At 47.6% G+C, this 19,398-nt stretch carries 18 protein-coding genes; 15 read left to right on the top strand and 3 right to left on the bottom strand.

Annotated features, from left to right (window positions below):
* The first annotated feature begins 41 nt into the window (after positions 1-41).
* The 12 genes from JF818_RS08260 (at position 42) to JF818_RS08205 (ending at position 11,516) form a co-directional block, all read left to right on the top strand.
* The gene (locus JF818_RS08260; protein WP_198891546.1) at positions 42-1,136 is read left to right on the top strand and encodes a regulatory iron-sulfur-containing complex subunit RicT; all 1,095 of its coding nucleotides are present in this window, start codon (positions 42-44) and stop codon (positions 1,134-1,136) included.
* 125 nt (positions 1,137-1,261) lie between these two features.
* Positions 1,262-1,537, top strand: a complete 276-nt coding sequence (gene rpsT, locus JF818_RS08255; protein WP_198891545.1) for a 30S ribosomal protein S20 — start codon at positions 1,262-1,264, stop codon at positions 1,535-1,537.
* Positions 1,538-1,616: 79 nt separating this feature from the next.
* Positions 1,617-1,937: an HU family DNA-binding protein gene (locus JF818_RS08250; RefSeq protein WP_198891544.1), complete on the top strand. Its 321-nt coding sequence runs from the start codon at positions 1,617-1,619 to the stop codon at positions 1,935-1,937.
* A 34-nt stretch (positions 1,938-1,971) separates the two neighbouring features.
* On the top strand, positions 1,972-3,636 hold the full coding sequence (lnt, locus tag JF818_RS08245; RefSeq protein ID WP_198891543.1) for an apolipoprotein N-acyltransferase: 1,665 nt from the start codon (positions 1,972-1,974) through the stop codon (positions 3,634-3,636).
* Entirely contained in the window at positions 3,633-4,898 is a 1,266-nt protein-coding gene (locus JF818_RS16540; protein WP_198891542.1) for a nicotinamide-nucleotide amidohydrolase family protein, read from the top strand. Before lnt ends, JF818_RS16540 begins: the two co-directional genes overlap by 4 nt.
* A gap of 151 nt (positions 4,899-5,049) precedes the next feature.
* Positions 5,050-6,888 carry a transcription termination factor Rho gene (gene rho / locus JF818_RS08235; protein ID WP_198891541.1) on the top strand — a complete coding sequence of 613 codons (1,839 nt, stop codon included), beginning with the start codon at positions 5,050-5,052 and terminating at the stop codon, positions 6,886-6,888.
* A 74-nt stretch (positions 6,889-6,962) separates the two neighbouring features.
* The gene (gene rpmE, locus JF818_RS08230) at positions 6,963-7,166 is read left to right on the top strand and encodes a 50S ribosomal protein L31 (RefSeq protein WP_198891540.1); all 204 of its coding nucleotides are present in this window, start codon (positions 6,963-6,965) and stop codon (positions 7,164-7,166) included.
* 209 nt (positions 7,167-7,375) lie between these two features.
* Positions 7,376-8,542, top strand: coding sequence for a galactokinase (locus JF818_RS08225; RefSeq protein ID WP_198891539.1), 1,167 nt, complete (start codon positions 7,376-7,378; stop codon positions 8,540-8,542).
* Positions 8,542-9,342, top strand: coding sequence for a 5'/3'-nucleotidase SurE (gene surE, locus JF818_RS08220; RefSeq protein WP_198891538.1), 801 nt, complete (start codon positions 8,542-8,544; stop codon positions 9,340-9,342). Before JF818_RS08225 ends, surE begins: the two co-directional genes overlap by 1 nt.
* The gene (locus JF818_RS08215) at positions 9,335-9,691 is read left to right on the top strand and encodes a hypothetical protein (protein ID WP_198891537.1); all 357 of its coding nucleotides are present in this window, start codon (positions 9,335-9,337) and stop codon (positions 9,689-9,691) included. The genes surE and JF818_RS08215 overlap by 8 nt, the downstream gene beginning before the upstream one ends.
* Before the next feature lie 59 nt (positions 9,692-9,750).
* Positions 9,751-10,911 carry a cysteine desulfurase family protein gene (locus JF818_RS08210; RefSeq protein WP_198891536.1) on the top strand — a complete coding sequence of 387 codons (1,161 nt, stop codon included), beginning with the start codon at positions 9,751-9,753 and terminating at the stop codon, positions 10,909-10,911.
* Positions 10,908-11,516 (top strand): iron-sulfur cluster assembly scaffold protein, encoded by a 609-nt coding sequence (locus tag JF818_RS08205; protein WP_198891535.1) that lies wholly within the window; start codon positions 10,908-10,910, stop codon positions 11,514-11,516. The genes JF818_RS08210 and JF818_RS08205 overlap by 4 nt, the downstream gene beginning before the upstream one ends.
* Positions 11,517-11,580: 64 nt before the next feature.
* Here the strand turns inward: JF818_RS08205 and JF818_RS08200 are convergent, their stop codons facing one another.
* The gene (locus JF818_RS08200; RefSeq protein WP_198891534.1) at positions 11,581-13,074 is read right to left on the bottom strand and encodes a tagaturonate epimerase family protein; all 1,494 of its coding nucleotides are present in this window, start codon (positions 13,072-13,074) and stop codon (positions 11,581-11,583) included.
* Positions 13,075-13,092: 18 nt separating this feature from the next.
* Positions 13,093-14,778, bottom strand: a complete 1,686-nt coding sequence (locus tag JF818_RS08195) for a nucleoside kinase (RefSeq protein ID WP_198891533.1) — start codon at positions 14,776-14,778, stop codon at positions 13,093-13,095.
* Positions 14,779-14,912: 134 nt separating this feature from the next.
* Here JF818_RS08195 and JF818_RS08190 point away from each other — a divergent pair, with 134 nt between their 5' ends.
* Complete coding sequence (locus JF818_RS08190; protein WP_198891532.1) at positions 14,913-16,649, top strand: aldehyde ferredoxin oxidoreductase N-terminal domain-containing protein; 1,737 nt, start codon at positions 14,913-14,915, stop codon at positions 16,647-16,649.
* Here the strand turns inward: JF818_RS08190 and JF818_RS08185 are convergent.
* Complete coding sequence (locus JF818_RS08185) at positions 16,622-17,167, bottom strand: YfcE family phosphodiesterase (RefSeq protein WP_198891531.1); 546 nt, start codon at positions 17,165-17,167, stop codon at positions 16,622-16,624. The genes JF818_RS08190 and JF818_RS08185 overlap by 28 nt on opposite strands.
* 112 nt (positions 17,168-17,279) lie before the next feature.
* Here JF818_RS08185 and JF818_RS08180 point away from each other — a divergent pair, with 112 nt between their 5' ends.
* Positions 17,280-18,206, top strand: coding sequence for an alpha/beta hydrolase (locus JF818_RS08180; RefSeq protein WP_198891530.1), 927 nt, complete (start codon positions 17,280-17,282; stop codon positions 18,204-18,206).
* 2 nt (positions 18,207-18,208) lie between these two features.
* Positions 18,209-19,398: YihY/virulence factor BrkB family protein (locus JF818_RS08175; RefSeq protein WP_198891529.1), on the top strand; the 1,190-nt coding region annotated here is incomplete at its 3' end.

Genomic DNA, 19,398 nt, shown 5'->3' with positions numbered 1-19,398 from the left:
AGCTTTACTTCAGTGCCACGATCAAATGGCAAAGGATATAGATGAAACGAGAACGAACGAATGCCGATAGCCGTGTCCAGAAGAACCGGCCATCAAGAGGCTATATATATTTGGTTAAGAACCCTTCTTCAAATGAGATGAGCATCTGTGCTTGGGATTCTGTGTTGTATCCAGGAACCTCAGTGGTTGCTCCCACCCGTTATGGACTTGATCTTGGGGTCATCGTCTCCGCTGCAGACCAACTGGGGAAGTCCTATGAACCCGGTTGTGATCAACCGAGATCTGCATGTTTTCATGCAGAATCCTGTCTTCCCAAGGAAGAGAGAGAAGAGATTTATGCAGGGGAGCCGGAGGAAGCGTTGCCTTCCTACTCCCCAGAAAAAGATGAGGACCCGTGCGAATCCTGTGCTGGGTGCAATCCCCCAAGAGAACCTGAAGAGGTTGATATCTCAGGTGATGTTGTGTGGATTGACCGTCTTGCGACTCCCTCAGATATGAGTCGCTACCAGGAGCAATCAGAGAAAGAGGATGAAGCGATGCGAATCTGCAGAGAGAAGATCGCTCATCACAAGCTTGATATGAAACTGGTAACCGCCCACTTCCTGCTTGGAGAACCGAAGATTATTTTCTTTTTCACTGCAGATGTTCGTGTGGACTTCCGTGAATTGGTCAAGGATTTGGTTTCTGTCTTCCGTATCCGAATCGAACTGAGACAAATCGGTGTCAGGGATGAGAGCCGGGTGCTTGGAGGTCTTGCTGTCTGTGGGCGTGATTATTGTTGCCATAGCGTGACAGACAAGCTCAACCCAGTTTCCATAAAGATGGCCAAGGAGCAAAATCTCTCACTGAATTCCATGAAGATTTCAGGACCTTGTGGGAGATTGCTTTGTTGCCTTTCCTATGAATATGATTTCTATGTGGAGGAAAAACGTAACTATCCTCCCGAGGGAAGCAAATTAAAGGTTGGCTATGACTTGATGAAAGTTCATGAAGTTAACATACTGTCGAAACGTATCATGCTCAGTGGAAGTGAAGGAAGAATACTTACCATCCCGCAGAATGCGGTATTTTTCAATATTGACACCAAGCGATGGGAGCTTGATAAGGAGTTTGCGAACGAATTTTTGTCAAATTGATATAAAGCATTGTATTGACCCATTTTATAGACTGTGATATGTTTTTAGACCGTCGGCACTTTGTTGCCGACCTCAACTTTAATAAATGAAATACGTATTCAAGGTAATATGTTTGGAGGTATTACGTGATTAACAGGTCTGCTGAAAAAAGAGAGCGACAGAGCCAAGTCCGGAAAATGAGAAACCGCGCAACCAAGAGCACTATGCGCACCGCAATCAAGAAATTTGATTCTGCTGTAACTGCCGGAGACAAGGAAGCTGCCGCTGCTGCTTTGGCTTTAAGTCTCAAGCTGCTTGATTCAACTGCCGGAAAGGGTGTCATCCACCACAACACAGCCAACCGCAAGAAATCCAGATTGCAGAGCCGTTTCAATAAGATGACTGATCAGGCTGCTGTATAATCAGTAAGTCAGAATGATGAACGTACCGATTGTTGATCGGTATGTAAACATGCGTATAGAACGTGTTTAAGGAGTAACCATGGCAGGACCAAAGTTGACAAAAGCAGCCATAATCGAGAGTCTCCATGAGAAGCATGGACTGAATAGGGCCGACATTCATACAATCATTGACGAGTTCTTTGAAGAAGTGAAAAACGGTCTCCGGAATGATCAGGTCATTGAGCTTCGTGGATTTGGAACATTTGAGGTTCGCACTCGCAAGGGCCGTGAAAGAGCGCGTAATCCAAAGACTGGCGCCATTGTTGCCGTCGAAACACATGGAGTTGCCATTTTCCGTCCAGGCAAAGAACTCAAGGACTATGTGTGGGATTTGCGTGATAATAAGACTGAGAAGGAATAACCTTCTACGTTTCCAATAATTAGGAGAAAATCTCTTGGTTGACTTGCATGCAAGACGGAACCTCAGAACGGTTTGTTCTGAGGTTCTTGTGTTATTAGTATCGGCATTTATCTACTCAATTGCCTTCCCTGGTCTCATTTCGGCCAATGGCATTGGGTTTGTCGCAATGGTATCACTGATTCCTGTATTTGCGGTAATCAGGAACACAAGCTGGAAGTTGACACCAATCTATGGATTCTTTTACGGATTCATGTTCTATCTCTTCTTCAACTACTGGCTCAAGACGTTCCACCCCCTTGCAATCCTGATCGTCCCGATTATCAAGGGAGGGGAGATGCTGATGCTCTTCCCCGTACTTAAGGCAGCGCAGAAACTGTTCAAGAAATACGGGTATTTGGTTGAAGCCTTGGTGTGGGTCGCATACTCTTATCTGAGTCAGGATTGGTTTGCGGGGTACCCTTATGGGACCCTGGGGTCGGCCGTCTACCGTTATCTTCCTCTTATCCAGATTTCCGAAATTTTTGGAATCTGGGGAGTCACCTTCTTATTGGTGATGCCTCAGACTTTCCTTGGTGCATATCTTCACCGTTGGTTCAATGACCGGGAGTACTCCCTGAAGGGGTATTTGAAGGAACACCTCGCTTTTATCACTGCCTATGGGATAGCTCTCCTTGCAACCTTGATCTTCGGGTTTGCTTCCATGGCTTATTGGAATGCCCAGGAACCCGATAAAACCTGGCGAGTGGCTACCATTCAGCATAGTGCAGATACCTGGGAGGGCGGGTATGCCACCTACAAGCGGAACTTCAACACGTTACGTAAGATGAGCCTGGAGGCATTGAGCGAAGACCCCGATATTATTCTCTGGTCTGAGACTGCCTTTGTCCCATCAGTAGCTTGGCATGAAAACTATCCTTCCGACCCTGCAACATCCGCCTTGGTAGAGGAGTTTGTTGAATTCGGTAAGTCGCTTCCCATTCCCTTGGTAACGGGTAACCCTGAGGGAGTCATTGAAGACCCCAGTAAGCCAGCTTTCAGTGAGGATGGCTCATGGAACCGTACCGATTACAACACAGTCATATTCTTTGAAGATGGAAGGATCAAGAACACCTATAGAAAGCAACATCTGGTGCCCTTCACAGAACACTTCCCCTATGAAAAGCAGATGCCATGGCTCTATAATCTCCTGCTTGCAAATGATTATAACTGGTGGGAGACCGGCTATGAACCTGTGGTGTTTGAGACTGAGGAGGGGGTGAAGTTCTCTACCCCAATCTGCTTCGAGGATGTCTTCGGGTATCTGAACGCTGACTTTGTTGCCAGTGGAGCTGATGTCATCGTAAACATGACCAATGATGGTTGGTCGAAAGCAGTCTCGGCTGAGATGCAACACCTTGGTTTGGCTGTCTTCCGATCCATTGAGAACCGAAGAACCACAGTTCGCGGCACCAATAGCGGAATGACCTGTGTGATTGATGTTACTGGAAAGATTGTTGATCCTATGGAACCCTTTACCGTTGGCTACCATATCTATGATGTACCGGTATTCAGCGGGGAATCGCACGGGAACACCATCTATACCCGGTATGTGAATTGGTTTGCATATCTAACCGTCTATCTATCAGCAATCCTTCTTGCAGGAGGTATGCTGTATCGTTTGTATCGATATTTCACCAAGGACAGGCAGAAACCAGAATGACCTATACCAGTGCTGCACTCTTTATCATTGGAACCGAATTGACTCGGGGGGTCATTGCTGACCGCCATACCCAAGTCATCTCAAGTCAGTTGACCCAGTTGGGGTATCGTGTTGATCGGATGGTGCTTGTCCCTGATGATGGTACCATCGGAGATGTCCTAAGGGACTGCATCGATAATTGTGATCTGGTAGTGATGACTGGAGGGCTTGGGCCAACCAGTGACGATATGACTCGTACCATTGTTGCCAATCTTGCCAAGGTTCCCCTGGTCCGTAACCAGGAAGCATTCGATACTCTGTATGCACGAATTGGACAGCGGATCTGGGGAGCCAATGAACAACAGACCATGATCCCCCAGGGTTTTGAGCTCATCCCAAACCCACTGGGGACCGCCCCTGGATTCAAAGGATTCATACCCGATGGGGGACGACAGATTGCCTGTGTGGCAATGCCAGGACCTCCTAGGGAGATGAATCCCATGTTCTTTGACCAGGTAATCCCCTGGCTTGCCCAATTGATCGGGCATGACGATTTTTCTCGTAGCGAGTATTCTACATTCCTTATCCCTGAATCAAAACTGGAAGAGCTCTGTAAGTCCATTTCCTTCAACGGAATGCAGTGGGGTACCCGGTTCCAGGACCTAAAGATAAGTTTGTATCTTGTCGATAGCAGTGAAGCTGACCGAACAGAGATGGCAAACCGTCTTCGGTCATTGGTAGGGGATTGTCTGGTGGTGGATGGAGACGTCCAGCCTTCTAGCTTGCTCACTTCGTTGCTTGAAGAACGTGGAGAAACGATAAGCACAGCTGAGAGTTGTACTTCCGGTTACATTGCAAAGCTACTCACCGACCAGGCCGGTAGTTCTTCATGGTTCTGGGGTGGGGTTGCAAGCTATGCGAATGAGGCAAAGAAGCACTTGCTTGGTGTACGAGATGAGACTCTGGATCAATATGGGGCAGTCAGTGAAGCATGCGTTCTGGAGATGGCTGAAGGAATGAGGCGTGTCTCGGGAACTGATTGGGCACTCTCGGTAAGTGGTATTGCCGGACCTGATGGAGGGACAGCTGAAAAGCCGGTAGGAACTGTATGGTTTGGATTTGCCTCAAAAACTCGGGAGAGTGCAGCGGTACAAGTACATATCTCATCCTACGGGAGGGATTCGGTAAGAAGAAGAGCCTCGGTAATGGCATTAATTCTTGCAAGCCAATACATCAAAGGAGCCTGCTTGCTTGACACTGTTAAGAAGTGGCAATATATTTAAAGAACCAAACAGCGGAAAGAATTATCAGTAAGTACGTTCCAATTCCGCATATTCTTACATTCTGTATTACAAATTAAGGAACTGGGCACTAGGTGCACCTTTATATAGATGAGGTGCAACACATTTCCCCTTTTCCGTTGGAGTTAATCCTATGTCTTCCGAAGAATTAGAGTTTAATGAAGCCAGCGTGGCTGTTTCATCTGAGCAGGAATCTGTAAAGAAGCCGATGCGGCGCGTGACCCGAAAAAAGAGCCCTGTAGGAGCGAAAGCACCTGAAAGCACGAGTGATGTGGCTGAGCAGAAAGTGGAGACACAGGATGCTCCTGAGCCAAAAAAACGTCGAGGGAGACCAAAAAAGAGCGAATCTGACAAGAGTGCAGCAAAAAAAAGTTCTTCTGATTCTAACCAACCTCAACTCGAGTTGGAGGATAAACAGAACAGTCCTGCTCCTGAACAGGAACAACCTGTGGATACTTCCCGTCCTCCTGCACAATACAAGCAGGAGCAGAAGAGTCAGAACCAAAACCCGAACCAGAACCATCGCAAACCCTATAACAATAGAAATAACCGAAATTCCCAGAACAGAAACCATCCAAAAGGGTCCTATCCAAAGAGCCAGAGCTTTGGTTCCAATAGGGGTGGACGGCCGAATCATCAAGACGAGTCTTCTAATGATATAAGTATTGAAGAACATCCAGAAGCTCCTGTCCTGGTGCTTGAAGATTTCACCACCCTATCCATTGACGAACTTCGCAAGGTAGGTTTGGAACGTGGGCTGAATCCAGATACCATCCTGGATTTGCGCAAGCAGGAAATTGTTGCAGAAATTCTTCGCTTGCATACCGCAAGTGGCGGAGTAATTGTGGGAACAGGTACCTTGGAGATTCTTCCAGACGGATTTGGATTCCTCCGTTCCCCCTCAAACAGCTATCTCTCAGGGTTGGAAGATGTTTACGTCTCTCCCGCCCAGATCAAGAGTCTTTATCTGAAGACCGGTGATGTGGTATATGGACAGGTCCGGACTCCACGTGAGAATGAACGGTTCTTTGCCATCCTGAAAATATTGAAGGTAAATGGTGATGAGCCAATTACCGCAAAAATGCGCGTACCTTTTGATAGCCTGACTCCTTTGTTCCCTGACCAAAGACTTAAGCTGGAGACAGCTGAAGAGGATATGTCGACAAGGATTATTGACATGTTCTGTCCTATCGGAAAGGGCCAACGTTCCTTGATCGTTGCCCCTCCCCGTACAGGTAAGACAGTGCTTCTTCAGAAGATTGCAAACTCCATCAGTACGAATCATCCTGAAGTGGTCCTGATGGTCCTGTTGGTTGATGAACGCCCTGAGGAAGTCACTGACATGCGTCGTCATGTCAATGGTGAGGTAATTGCCTCCACCTTTGACGAGCAAGCCAGCAGACATGTGCAGGTAGCTGAGATGGTGATTGAAAAAGCAAAACGGCTCGTTGAACACAAGAAGGATGTAGTTATCCTTCTGGACTCCATTACTCGACTTGCACGTGCCTATAACCAGACAGTTCCTGCAAGTGGAAAGATACTCAGTGGTGGTGTGGACTCGAATGCACTGCACAAACCAAAGAGATTCTTTGGTGCTGCAAGAAATATTGAATTTGGTGGTAGCCTTACCATAGTTGCCACTGGTTTGATCGAGACAGGTTCGAGAATGGATGAGGTTATCTTTGAGGAATTCAAGGGAACCGGTAACAACGAAATCATCCTGGACCGTCGTCTTGCGGACAAGCGACTCTTCCCAGCAATCAACATCAAGAAGAGTGGGACCCGTCGTGAAGACCTATTGTTGCCTTCTGATGAAGCTGCCAGAATCTGGCTTATGCGTAATGCTGTCAATGATATGGACGATCAAGAGATGACTCCGTTCCTCATTGACAAAATTCGGAAGACAAAGGATAATGAGTCGTTCTTGCGTTCTATCAATACCGGTATTCCTTCGAATTCGGCAGCATACTAGAGACCAGGAAGAGATAAAGAGAAACTTGTCTGCTGCCTACAGCCAGCAGAACACATATCCTTGGAGGACCCAAAATGAAAGATGGAATTCATCCCCGTTATGAAATGAAAGAAGTTCGTTGCTCATGTGGCAATGTAATCACGACCAAGACAACCGCAAAGAACCTTGAAGTTGAAATTTGCTCCGCTTGTCACCCCTTCTTTACTGGAACCCAGAAGATGGTTGATACTGCCGGTCGTATCGAACGCTTCAAGAAGCGCTATGGCTTGAACAATTAACCAGATTTATTATCCTGTCTAGTGATACAAGAGACCCTCTTTTTTGGAGTACCCAGGAAAGGGGGTTTTTTGTAAGTTTTGGATTCCTGTTCACGCATTTGTTGGTCATGTGGGGAAATGCACGAGTCCCAAATTATACAAAAGTAGGTTTTTTGTTGCATTATGCCGACAAGTATCCTAAAATTGACCCATAAAAATTAGGTTGGGGCATGGACAACATCAGAAAACAACACATCAAGGAATACGGCGATTCTCCGCTGGTGATTGCGCAGGTACCTGGAACATGTACCTTGCTTGGTAGTTACGCGGACGCATGTCGAGGATGGTCCTTGGTGGGAACCGATCACTCCTCGCTGTATGTTGCTATCTCTTACCGAGATGACCAACTCGTAAGGTTGTACAACCCAACCCTCAATGACCGGAAGCGATTCTCTTTGAATAATATCAAGTATCGCAAGGAAGACCGATGGGGGAATTTCCTGAAAGCGGTTTTCTCGGTTCTTGCAAGTGAAGGGACTGATTTCACAGGTATGAATATAACTGTTGAAGGGAGCCTCCTCCATGCTGATACCCAGATGGTGAGTACTGCATGCTCGCTTGGTACCTGCCTTGCCCTTGATGCATTGCTTGGTCTTAAGCTCAGTTTTTCCTCCCAGATAAGAATCGCCTATCAGGCATGTACGACATTCAATAATGAAGTATGTTCCATCAGTGATCTTCTTACCATGCTCAATGGAAAGAAGGAGATCGTACTGTTCTATGATCTTCAGCATGTGACCTACAAGGAGTTGCCTTTCCCGTTCACCAACAAGAATGAAGAGTATGTGGCAATCATCGTGGATAGCAAGATTTCCCCGAATGCGATGAGGGAAGAGATCAGAAGCAAGAGAAAAGCTATCAAGCGTGCGTTTGAGAAACTAAGTGAGTACAAGAGTGGTGGATTCATGCGGGACTTTCCAGAGAGTGACCTTTCTGGCCGTGTGGTGCCATTGGATGAGGAAGACCGCCACATCTGTGAGTATATCCTGATGGAATCCAGGCTCGCCAACGATGCTGCATCATTGCTCACTGAGAAGGATGCTGTACCCTATGGGAAGATGATGAATCGTGTCCAGGCTGGGCTCAGGGACCTTCTTGAAGTAACCTGTCCTGAGGTAGATTGGCTCACCAAGCGAGCTGGTGAACTTGGTGGATGTCTTGGATCGGTTCAGGTATCAAACGGTTTCAGCGGTAATATCATGGTCCTCTTGAGTAAACAAGCACTTCCAAGTTATATTGGTCGTCTGGAGGACTATGAGCACATCTTTGGATTTCACCCTCGTTGGTATGTATTTGAGGGAAGCGATTCTGCAAAGGTTGTGTTTCAAGCGCATTAATGAAGATACTACTGACAAATGATGATGGATATCAAAGTGAAGGACTGAACACACTCAGTGATGCTCTACTACGAGCTGGTCATGAGGTGTGGGTATGTGCTCCCGATTCTGAGCGAAGTGCGAGTAGCCACTCAATGACGCTTCGTGAAGATATAACCATCACTGAATATGGTCAGAACCGGTATCATTGTAGTGGAACTCCAGCAGATTGCATTCTCTATGCTTCAAAAGGCAAGATATTCCCAGGAGAACCAGATTTGGTCATCAGCGGAATCAACCATGGCTTTAATATTTCCACAGATATCCTGTACTCGGGCACTGTTGGGGCTGCCAGAGAGGCTGCTTTGACTGGATTGCGGTCCATGGCAGTCAGTTGTGCAAGAAGCGAAGATGGTTCTTACCCCTTCCAGCGTACTGCGGACTTTGTGGTACAACATCTCGAGGATTTTTATCCTCTCACGAGCAGTGAGTGCATCATCAATATCAATGCCCCTGGAGAGGGGAATGGAAAGTGGAAGAGTGGAGTATTGAGCTATCTCGACTACCATGATGCAGTACAGACAAAACAACAAGAGAAAACCCGCTACTATGACACTGCAACAGTACGTTTTGGTACCTCTGTGGTGCTTTCCATGAAGGGGGGTGTACAACCGATTCAACGTTGTGACACCAAGGGTAGTGATTTCCAAGCCGTGCGAGAGGGATATATCAGTGTTACTGCAATCTCCATCCTTCCCCCGGTGCATACGGCATCCCAGACCAAGCTTGAATCATTGAGCAAGGGGGAGAGCTGTGGGTAAGAATTGGGAGAACAAATGCCACAAGTGTGGGCTTTGCTGCCACGAGAAAGCAGTCTATGGTCGTGAGTTAGTCATTGACCTGGACAGCTGGTGTGAGCATTTTGATCCTGAGACAAAACAGTGCAAAATTTACGCTGAACGCTTCAGCCAATCAACCCGATGCAAAAAAATGACGCCGATTCGGGCAATGTTTGCATCATATCTCCATGAAAACTGTGCCTATGTACAATGGGCACGTAGATTCCATATTCGTTTTGCTAAAAGGAGAATCCTTCGATTCATCCATAGCAAGACCTGTCCTGATGAGGACTCAGATGAAAGCGATCTTTACGAGGTATTCAACGCGTAACAGCAGTGTGGCTTGACCCTAAGGGGTACCTGTCACTATCGTTTTCTATGAGGTTAATTATGGAACAGAAGACCATTTATTTGGACAACAATGCGACCACCCCCATGCATGAGGATGTAATCGAGGCTGTACACGAAGCCAATATCCTTTTTGGGAATGCATCGAGCATGCATAGCTATGGTCGTGAAGCCGCCATGGCAATAGAAGAAAGCAGGAAAGCACTTGCCTCCTTGATTGATTGCGATCCATCGTCGATTGTTTTCACCAGCGGGGCCAGTGAATCGAATAATACCGTATTCAATATCTTTCGTGAGCGTATCGACCTAGGATCGAAACGTAACCGAATTGTGACCACAACCATTGAACACCCTTCGATCAACGAGTTGGTGAAGTATCTTAGGAATCTTGGATACAAGGTTGATGAGTGTCCAGTTGATGGAAGTGGACGGGTAGACCCGGAAGTGATGAAGACTTATCTTGGTGAAGATGTCGCCTTAGTCTCTGTCATGGCAGGGAACAATGAGATTGGTACCATCCAACCGGTGAAGGAAATCGCCCAGCTTGCCCATGAGGTAGGGGCATATATGCATACCGATGCAACACAGGCAATCGGAAAAATCCCTGTCTCGATGCGCTCTTGGGATGTCGATTATCTCAGCCTTTCTGGACACAAGTTCTATGGTCCAAAAGGTATCGGAGTGTTGGCGGTAAAGCCAAAAGCACCACACACCCCTCTGGTCCATGGTGGCCATCAGGAGGGAGGGAAGCGTGCAGGAACCTATAATACAGCATCCATTGTTGGTATCGGGGTTGCCGCTGCCCTTGCTGAACGTGACCTTGAGGAAGAGAGCAAGAAACTTTGGGCTCTCAGGGAGATGTTAAGAGTGGGCATTGAGGAGCGTATTCCCAATGTGGTGGTGAACGGGAACCAAGAGCACTGCCTTCCCGGAACCCTCGATGTATCATTCCCCCATGCAGAAGGGGAATCGATACTGCTCTATCTCGACATGGAAGGAATAATGGTTTCCACAGGGAGTGCCTGCGCAAGTGGGTCGCTTGAACCCAGTTACGTATTACTGGCCTCCGGAGTGGATATCGAGCTGGCCCACGGCTCAATACGGTTCAGTTTTGGAAGGTACAACACCGAAGAAGATGTTGCCTATGTACTGGAGAAACTACCGCCGATTATCAAGCGATTAAGGGAGATGTCCACACGATGACCAACTTTATGAGTCAATGGGTCTACACCCCAGTGGTGAAAGACCATTTTATGAATCCCAGGAATACCTGGCAAGAAGAAGAAAATTTCCAGGCAGATGGAATCGGTGAAGTCGGTTCCTTGGCCTGTGGCGACCAGATGCAGGTTTTGATCAAGGTCGAGAATGATACAATAGCTGACCTGAGGTGGCTTACCTATGGTTGTGCCTCTGCAATCGCGAGCACCTCCATGATGAGTGAGCTGGCAATTGGGATGAGTTTGGAGGAAGCCTACAACCTCTCCCCCGATATGATCACCGAAGCACTTGGCGGACTGCCTGAACATAAGTTCCACTGTTCAGTTCTGGGAGACAAAGCACTCAGGGCGGCAATTGATGACTATCTTGAGAAAGCGGAACGTGACAATCCTTTCAAAAGCAATGTGGCAAAAACCATCTGCGAGTGCAAGGGAGTTACCGATGTACAGATTGAGGATCTTGTGAAGCGAGGGGAAGCAAAGACCCTGGAACAGCTGCAGGAGATTACCGAGTTTGGCACGGTCTGTGGAAAGTGCAAGCAACAGGTCAGTGATCTGTTTGATGAGTTCAAGCACATCTATAACGTATAAGAACCTATCCTCACATACACATGAAAAGGCGGCCCTTGGGCCGCCTTCTCTCTGAGTATCTTGTTTACTTCTTGAATTCAAGCAAGGAAAGATGTCTGCTTATATGAGTATTGAGCAATTGTTTGTAATGCTCTTCTTCCTTGGAAATCAAACTAAAGAAGTCATCCTTGAACAGTTTCTTTCCTTCTTTATCCTCATCCTCAAGCAGATACCCGTAGGTGATATGAAGCAACTGCCGGGCATTGTCATCGTTGAGGTAGGAGGGTAGGTCCTCATCTTTCATTGACTCCAGTTCCGGGATCTTCCCAATATCAGTGGTAACATGATAGAAAGCCTTTGCATCGCCAAAACGGTTGATTGCATGTGCATGCATCCTCCGATAGAGAGCGGGATCCTTTTGGGCGACCAAGCGAACCGCTTCAAGCCAATTGGTACCCGCTGTCTTTACATGGAAGCTTCCCTTGATCGTCCCGGCTAGTATGGGAAAGATGGAAAATTTGTCACTGCCTGAGTGGATGCTGAGTCGGTAGCGGTACAGCTTTGCAATAGCAACATGCAAGACCAGTTGTCTCTCGAACTCAGCAGTGTCACCGATATAGTCGATGCCCTTCTGGAATTCCCCTACAAACCGAGGAGCAAGGGTAGAGATGATCACATGCCGCCGTTTGAGTTCTTTCGCAATGAAAAGATGGCTCTTCGGGTCGGTTGGGGTGTCAGTTTCATCAATGGAAATTTCAAAGTCTATCGGCCGCTCTGAGTGCAATATATGCTGTTCATAGATGATCTGTATGAAATCGAGCGCTTTATGGTAAGTCAGGATATCGCGTCTTAACGTGGGTAGGTCAAGCTTCAGTGTTGAGGTTCCGATTGAAAACTCCTGTTCCGCATATAAACCCTCATATACCTCCCGTATCTCACTGTCCAATGCTTCATAGCGTGCAAGAAGTGCTTCATCATCCAGGTTCTGGATGGTGGGGTCTATCTGTTCTGATGAGTCCAGGGTGATCATGGTAGCGCCGTCATCCAGGGCTTTCTTGATCTCCTCGCTCTTTTTCAAGTGGTCACCATCGGCACCAAAACCATAGGTATACCCCTCTTGGAAGACTGCATATGAAGCGGCATCGATCACATCATTGAAGGTCCTGTTGGTGAAGTTCAATTCCCTGATGCTCTGTTGTGCAAAAATGGGGAAAACCGAGGTTCCCTCCAGTGCCCTGATATGTCCAGGGGTGGCCACGCCGAGGCGGTCTCCCAAGCCAATGGACGGGCGCTTGGTTGTGTTTGCAACCGGATGTGTAAACGGCAGATACGTATTCAAGACCAGGCGATTCTCGTGGTTCAGTGGGCAGATTTTGCAATTCTGTTCTGCGTCTCCTTCCAGTTCCTCGAATATCGGACCAGAACCAGAGGCAATGAGATACCGTTTCTCTCCTGCCTTGATCATGGCAATCGTACAACTGCCAAGGTTGGTGCGAGATTTTTCATATACTAATACCTTGCTCTTCAGCCGACTCTCAAGATGCTGAATATTCAATGTACGTTCCTCATAGATTTCCATGTAGAATCTCCTATCTACTCAAACAACCCCGAACTTACTTCCCCCAATGAACTCCCTGAGTAAGGAGTCCTCGGGTACCAAGGTATCGGGAATCGGATTGACATGCTCCAAGAACCTGAGCAATCTTCTTGCTGTCTCATAGGCAGCACCTGCTGAGGGTTTCACCATTTTCAGCAACGGTTGTGCGTAGGTGGTGAGTACCCCCAGTTCATAGTCCAATGCACTATTGATCATGACATTGGCATTGTTCTGGTATGGGAAGATGTACTTGTTTTCTCCCCGTTCCACGGAAGGCCACATATTCAAGGTGGCTGTTGCATTTGCCCCACGAGTTCTGTTGTCACGGATCATACGCCGTATGATCCGGTTGTCCGTGGTGCTGATTCGGTTGTGGTCATCGAGATTCAGTTGGGTCAAGGCCGAGATATAGACCCTGAAGAGCAACTCCTTATCCAAGCTAGCGGTCAGCTTGGGATTCATTCCATGAATGCCCTCAATGATCAAGATGGTACGCTTATCCAGGTGTACGGGTTGCTCCTCATAGGTACGGGTGAGTGTCTTGAAATCATAGAGCGGTAAGTGTACTTCCTTCTTTGCAAAGAGATTTGCCAAATCCTCTTGGAAATGGGCAACATCAAGTGCCTCAAGAGCCTCAAGATCAGGCTTCCCTTCCTCATCCTTGGGTGCTTGATCTGGGGGAAGATAGTAGTTGTCCAACGATATCTTGATGGTTTTCTTTCCCAGGACCTGTAATTGGATCGACAGCTTATGGGCGAATGTGGTCTTGCCTGATGAGGAAGGCCCAGCGATGAGGACTGCTTTTACACTGCTATGTAGGTGTATTTGGTCGGCGATACTTGCTATCTTCTTTTGTTGCAATGCTTCAGCAAGTCGAATGAAGGACTCAACCGTGTTCTGGTTGCCCATCTGATTAAGCTGGCCCAATGACTGGACATTGAGAATGGAGCCCCAAGCCTTATACTCCCGATAGATGGAGAAAAGCAGTGGATTGTCAACGAAGGGGTCAAGTCCAATGACATTGTGTGAACGTGGATAGCGCAGAAGCATCCCACGCTCCTGATATGGCTTGAGTTCCCAGACCTGCATCAGGCCTGTCTTGCTGAGCAAAGGTTCGTATGAGACATCCATATAGCCCTGCAATCGATAGAGATTTACCTTGGGGTCATTGCGGGTGGAGAGTAGTGCAGCTGTCTGTTCATGGTGGTTGTTCTCAAAGTAAGAGAGTGCTTTCTCATAGGGGAGCAAGACCTCCTCAATGGGGAGGTTTTGATCAACCAAGGAGTGCATGGCCTTTTCTATAGCTTTGATATCTGCATTGTTCAGGGTAAGGTCATCGTCAAAACTGAAATAATACCCATCACCAAGGGAGTGTCCTATAACCAATCTCCGATTGGGGTAGAGCATGGAGACAGCAGCACAGAGAAGATAGCAGAGGGAGTGTCGGTACATCCTCTTTCCCATATCTCCAAAAAGCCGTACCGGTTCAAGGGTACAATCTGCAACCAAGGACCTCGAGCAAGAGTGGAGTTCATGGTTCACCAAGGCTCCAATATACGGGTTTTCTCTATAGGCCTGTTCTTTGCATGATTCGACCACCTTTGCCTCAACCAAGGCCTCTTCTACGGTGGCTCCAGTGGGGAGTTCCAGATGTTGTTGTTTGATGGTTACGGTAATGCTCTTCATGTTGCTATAATACAAGGTGGTCTGCCCGTAAACAAGAGTAAAGCGTTTTTGTCGGGTTTGTGCTATACTGCTGTTTTAGTCCAGGGTCATGATTCTGGATTGACAGCCGACTGGGAGGTAGGTACCTTTTGTACATGAGGAAGAAGCTTCATCTGGCGTTTCCCTATCGCCAACGTTTCATACTACATATAGATTTGGAATCAGAAACATATACAAGCATACCGATGGAAGAGGAAGAAGCAAAGCGCTACCTCGGAGGGAGGTTGCTTGCCCTGATGCTCTGGGACCGTTTTGCTGAATATGACCAGCTGGAGGAGGAGTGCTATGAGCGGGGTAATCCTGTTGTATTTGCACCTGGTGCTGCAGTTGACACACCACTGAGCTACTGCAACTCCTTCACCGTTGTAACCAAGAGTCCTGTTACTGGGGCGCTTTCAGTATCCAGCGCAACATCTTCTCTCTCAGGAGCCATTGTAGGTTGTGGATACGCTGCATTGGTGATAACCGGCCGAAGCAGAAAGTTATGCAGCTTTTCCATTGCTGATGGGGAAGTAACCTTCAGCGATGCTGAGACATATCATAATCTCACCACAGTCGAAGTTGCAAAGAAAGTTGGGAAAGAGCACATGGTTGTCATAGGCCCTGCAGGCGAACACTTTGTGCCCTTTGCCTCTCTCTATGCAAACAACCAGAATATAACCCAAGGCGGGGTTGGTTGTGTCTGCGGGATGAAGAATATCAAGTTTTTTACGTTGTCTCCTCATAGTCATGGCAGGGAAGCATATGATTCCCATAGATTGGGTCTCCTGAACCAATCCTATCTGAAGGATCTTGGAAAGACCAGAATGGGAAAGATGATAGCCCAGGAGGGGTCAATCGCATTGCTTTCCGAAGCAAACCATCATGGATGGGCTGCAATTGACACCTACTCCATGCGCGTCGATGGAAGGCTTTGGGGACTATGTACCCGTAGTGTACCGAAAGGTATTCCCCTTGATGATCCCTCGTTCCCTATATGCCAGAACAATGCCCCTCTGGATTTGGAAAGTGCAATGGCACTGGGTTCCAATCTGGAACTCTTTGACAGCAGAAGTGTACAACAGGTAGCCCACCGTTGTTTGGAAAATGGTCTGGAAGTAGTGAGTACCGGAGCAGTGCTTGCTTGGGCAAGATCATGCCGAAGGGAAGGGAAGCTTAGCTTCCTTCCCGACTTGCAGCGTTCAACAGCGGTGCTCTACCTCCGTCTTCTTGATGCCATTGCCTATAGAAGAGGGTCTGGAGAGCAACTGGGTATAGGGCTCAGTGCACTGGTGAATCAGTATGGGGGATCAGAGCATGCTTTCATGGTTGATGGATTACCCTTGCCTCCCTATGACTATCGTGCACTCCCGGTGCAAGCTCTGCTTGTATCCATTGGAAGGAGAAGTGTGGTACTAGGAGAGATGTTATGGGGGAATCACTACCATAGGGGGAGGGAGCACCGCCTTGTTTCCTGGGCTCTATATGTACAGAAGCTCACCTATGCCTGTGAAAGTGTAGGTTTGTGTCCTTGGGTTACGCTTCCCAGTTTCAATCATCGACTCTTTCACTTCCCGCATTTCTCATTTGCAAGAAGGAACTTCTCAAGGTTGGCCTTGTTAGCTTCATTGGGAGAGGGTTATGAGATCAGTGCACATGCCATACGCTCCTATGGAGACGAGGCTTTGCATCTGCAAACAACTCTTGATGACAGACTTCTGCAGCGTGAGGGTCGCTATGGATCGCTCCCTGACCAATTGTTGGTTAATGGGAAAAGCAATTTTCGTTCAGCCCAGGTAGTTCCCTTGGCACGGTTGCTTGATGCTTACTGGTCGGCACTTGGGAGAAAATGATATTGAAGGCCGGCAATTGGTTGGTCATCAGTGAGAGAACGTATACTGATCCCCTCTTCATCCAATAGTGCGAAGGTAGGACCGAGGGGTGTTCTTGGGTAGGTTGTTGACCCAGGGTTCACCCAGATGACCCCATCCTCTCCCCTCTGGAGTTTTGGCGTGTGGGTATGACCGCTGATAAAAATGTCTCCTGGTTTCAGGTTCTGGCCAAAAGGGGAGTGAATCCTATCCCCGTGGGTCATGAATATGGTTCGTCCCTGCCAGTCGATTCGTCTTTTCTGGGGAGGAAGTGGCATTCCTGCATTGCTGAAGTCATAGCTGCTGTCACAGTTACCCCTTACCAGGAATAGTTGTGGAATATTTCTGAGTAGTATCTGAAAATGTGTGTGACCAGAGGGACAGAGATCACCAGCGATCAGAATAGATTCTGCTTGGTGCTCACGTGCTCGTTGGTCAAGAAGAGAGAGTGCATCAATCGAGCCATGTACATCGCTGGCAAGCAAGAGAGTATTGGACATGAAATCTCCTGAATTTTCTTTGCTAAAGGCAAATGCTTCTTGTGATGTATGAATAATACTGGTAGTATAATACGAGAATTATATAAAAAAATATATAGGGAAGGAGGCTCAAATGGCTACCATCCGTGAGCTGTCTTGCAGCGATGGGAAACGCGTAATGTATCGCGTATGGGTTCCAGAGGGGTCAAAGGTTGAGGCTGTTCTTCTCATTCTTCATGGCATGGCTGAGCATAGCCTCCGATATGATGCATTCGCTACATTTCTGAATTCCAAGGGCATTGCCGTCTATGCTCCTGATCATCGTGGTCATGGAGAGACTGTGAAAAATGAAGGGGAAACCCTTGGCTGGTTTGCCGAGCGTGATGGTTGGCAACGGGTGGTGAAAGATGCCTATGAGTTGACGAATATCATCCTAGCTGAATATCCCAGTCACAGTCTTTTCTTGCTTGGCCATAGTATGGGGTCATTCCTGGCAAGAAGTCTCATGGTGCAATACTCTGACCTTTTTGATGGTGTCATGCTTATGGGTACCGGTGCTTCCCAAGGGTTACTTGGAAAGATTGGCAAGATGATTGCCCGCAGTCATGTCAGTAAACATGGTTCAAAGCATCCCGATGCACAACTGGATAAAATGAGTTTTGGTGCATACAACAAGAAGATCCCTGACGCAAAGACCTCATTCGATTGGCTGAGTAGGGATGCTGAACAAGTAGCGAAGTATATAGAGGATCCTTTGTGTGGATTTGTCTGCACCTCGGGTTTCTTTGCTGACTTGTTGGATGGGGTGGAGATTGCCAATGATGCTGAGAAGGCGAAGAAACTCCCCTCAGATCTATCGCTCTTGATCATCAGTGGTAGTGAGGATCCAGTAGGAGGGTTCTCCAAAGGAGTGCGCAAAGTCTATGAGCTCTATCGTAGTTGTGGCATTTCTGATATCACCCTGAATTTGGTTGAAGGTGCACGGCATGAATTATTGCAGGAAACCAATAGGGAGCAGACGGCACAATACCTCTATTCCTGGATGAAGCAGAGGCTGTAACCATGTCTTATAAGAGTATCGTTCAGCAGAATCTTAAGCGGCTGAGTACCTTTTTCTCAGCCGTGTTTAGACAGGCCATGAAAGATAACTTTCTCAACTCTGCTTCGGGGTTGGTCTACTCCACGCTTTTGGCCATTGTACCTGCTGCAACCTTCCTCTTCACCTTCTTCAATGCTTTTGGTGTTATGGAACCATTGGTGAGTTTTCTCTCCCAGTGGTTCACTGAACTGGCAGGAGAGGAGGCAGGTGGACAGTTGATGATTCTCCTGACCCAGTACACCCGTAATGCGACCAGTTTGGGAGTTGTTGGGCTTATATCCTTCCTCATTACCATGGTTCTCTTGATCAATAAGGTATGGATTGTGATCAATCGGATATACCGTTCAAGCAGAAGTCGAAACGCCCTGAAACGCTTTGCAGGCTATATTTCATTCTTGATTGTGGCAACCTTGTTGCTTGCAGCATATGTAAGTGCACAATCCATTCTCACTTCCTGGTACCTCAATCTGATAGGGGTGACCCTGGGTAGGTGGTCTGTTGCAGTCGAAGCCATTGCCCCGAGCTTCATCGTGGCCTTGGTTATTTTCCTGCTCATATACCTTGTTCCCAATACAAGGGTCCGTTTCGATTCAGCAATTCTTGGGAGCATTGCAGGGTTGTTGGTGATTAATGTATTCAGCAAGCTGACCTCTCTGCTTACCTCAATGGCGAGCAGGTTCTCTGTCATCTATGGATCATTTGCAGCCATCTTCCTGTTCTTGTTCTTCTGTTATGTTTTTTGGGCAACGGTCTTCTTCAGTGTAGAGCTTGCCTATGTGCATCAGTTCAGGCCAGATGTTTCCAGTTTTCGTGGGCTGCCCCAAAGTCCGGCACTGCAGTTATCTGAAGGAACCAATATCATGATGCTCATCGGGAACAATTTTCGTGAGGGGAAGGGTGCTACCTCCACCAAGGAGCTGCTCGACCGCCTCGCAATCCCATACAATCGGTTGCAGGGATTCCTTGGACTCCTGACCCAACTGCAGTTCATTACCCCCACCAACAGCAGCCAAACCAGTTATATCCCAAAGCAACCGCTTGATACCCTTCGTCTCCAGGACCTGGTAAAAGGGCTGTATGGTATGGAAACCATCGATGAGGTTGAGCACGATACTGCCGGTGAGGCGGTAGCTGAGCAGGTCCAGGATAGGGG

Origin of the sequence: Sphaerochaeta sp. S2 (genome assembly GCF_016406725.1) — a bacterium.
Classification (GTDB): domain Bacteria; phylum Spirochaetota; class Spirochaetia; order Sphaerochaetales; family Sphaerochaetaceae; genus Sphaerochaeta.
The sequence above is the reverse complement of the archived record's forward strand: the minus strand, read 5'-3'. Positions and strand labels throughout refer to the sequence as shown.

What these genes read in the sequence shown, in the direction of transcription:
- JF818_RS08195 (WP_198891533.1), bottom strand. Translation starts at nt 14,778, where the DNA reads ATGAAGAGCATTACCGTAACCATCAAACAACAACATCTGGAACTCCCC.
- JF818_RS08260 (WP_198891546.1), top strand. Translation starts at nt 42, where the DNA reads ATGAAACGAGAACGAACGAATGCCGATAGCCGTGTCCAGAAGAACCGG.
- rho (WP_198891541.1), top strand. Translation starts at nt 5,050, where the DNA reads ATGTCTTCCGAAGAATTAGAGTTTAATGAAGCCAGCGTGGCTGTTTCA.
- JF818_RS08210 (WP_198891536.1), top strand. Translation starts at nt 9,751, where the DNA reads ATGGAACAGAAGACCATTTATTTGGACAACAATGCGACCACCCCCATG.
- JF818_RS08225 (WP_198891539.1), top strand. Translation starts at nt 7,376, where the DNA reads ATGGACAACATCAGAAAACAACACATCAAGGAATACGGCGATTCTCCG.
- JF818_RS16540 (WP_198891542.1), top strand. Translation starts at nt 3,633, where the DNA reads ATGACCTATACCAGTGCTGCACTCTTTATCATTGGAACCGAATTGACT.
- JF818_RS08250 (WP_198891544.1), top strand. Translation starts at nt 1,617, where the DNA reads ATGGCAGGACCAAAGTTGACAAAAGCAGCCATAATCGAGAGTCTCCAT.
- JF818_RS08205 (WP_198891535.1), top strand. Translation starts at nt 10,908, where the DNA reads ATGACCAACTTTATGAGTCAATGGGTCTACACCCCAGTGGTGAAAGAC.
- surE (WP_198891538.1), top strand. Translation starts at nt 8,542, where the DNA reads ATGAAGATACTACTGACAAATGATGATGGATATCAAAGTGAAGGACTG.
- JF818_RS08180 (WP_198891530.1), top strand. Translation starts at nt 17,280, where the DNA reads ATGGCTACCATCCGTGAGCTGTCTTGCAGCGATGGGAAACGCGTAATG.
- JF818_RS08200 (WP_198891534.1), bottom strand. Translation starts at nt 13,074, where the DNA reads ATGGAAATCTATGAGGAACGTACATTGAATATTCAGCATCTTGAGAGT.
- JF818_RS08190 (WP_198891532.1), top strand. Translation starts at nt 14,913, where the DNA reads ATGAGGAAGAAGCTTCATCTGGCGTTTCCCTATCGCCAACGTTTCATA.
- rpmE (WP_198891540.1), top strand. Translation starts at nt 6,963, where the DNA reads ATGAAAGATGGAATTCATCCCCGTTATGAAATGAAAGAAGTTCGTTGC.
- JF818_RS08185 (WP_198891531.1), bottom strand. Translation starts at nt 17,167, where the DNA reads ATGTCCAATACTCTCTTGCTTGCCAGCGATGTACATGGCTCGATTGAT.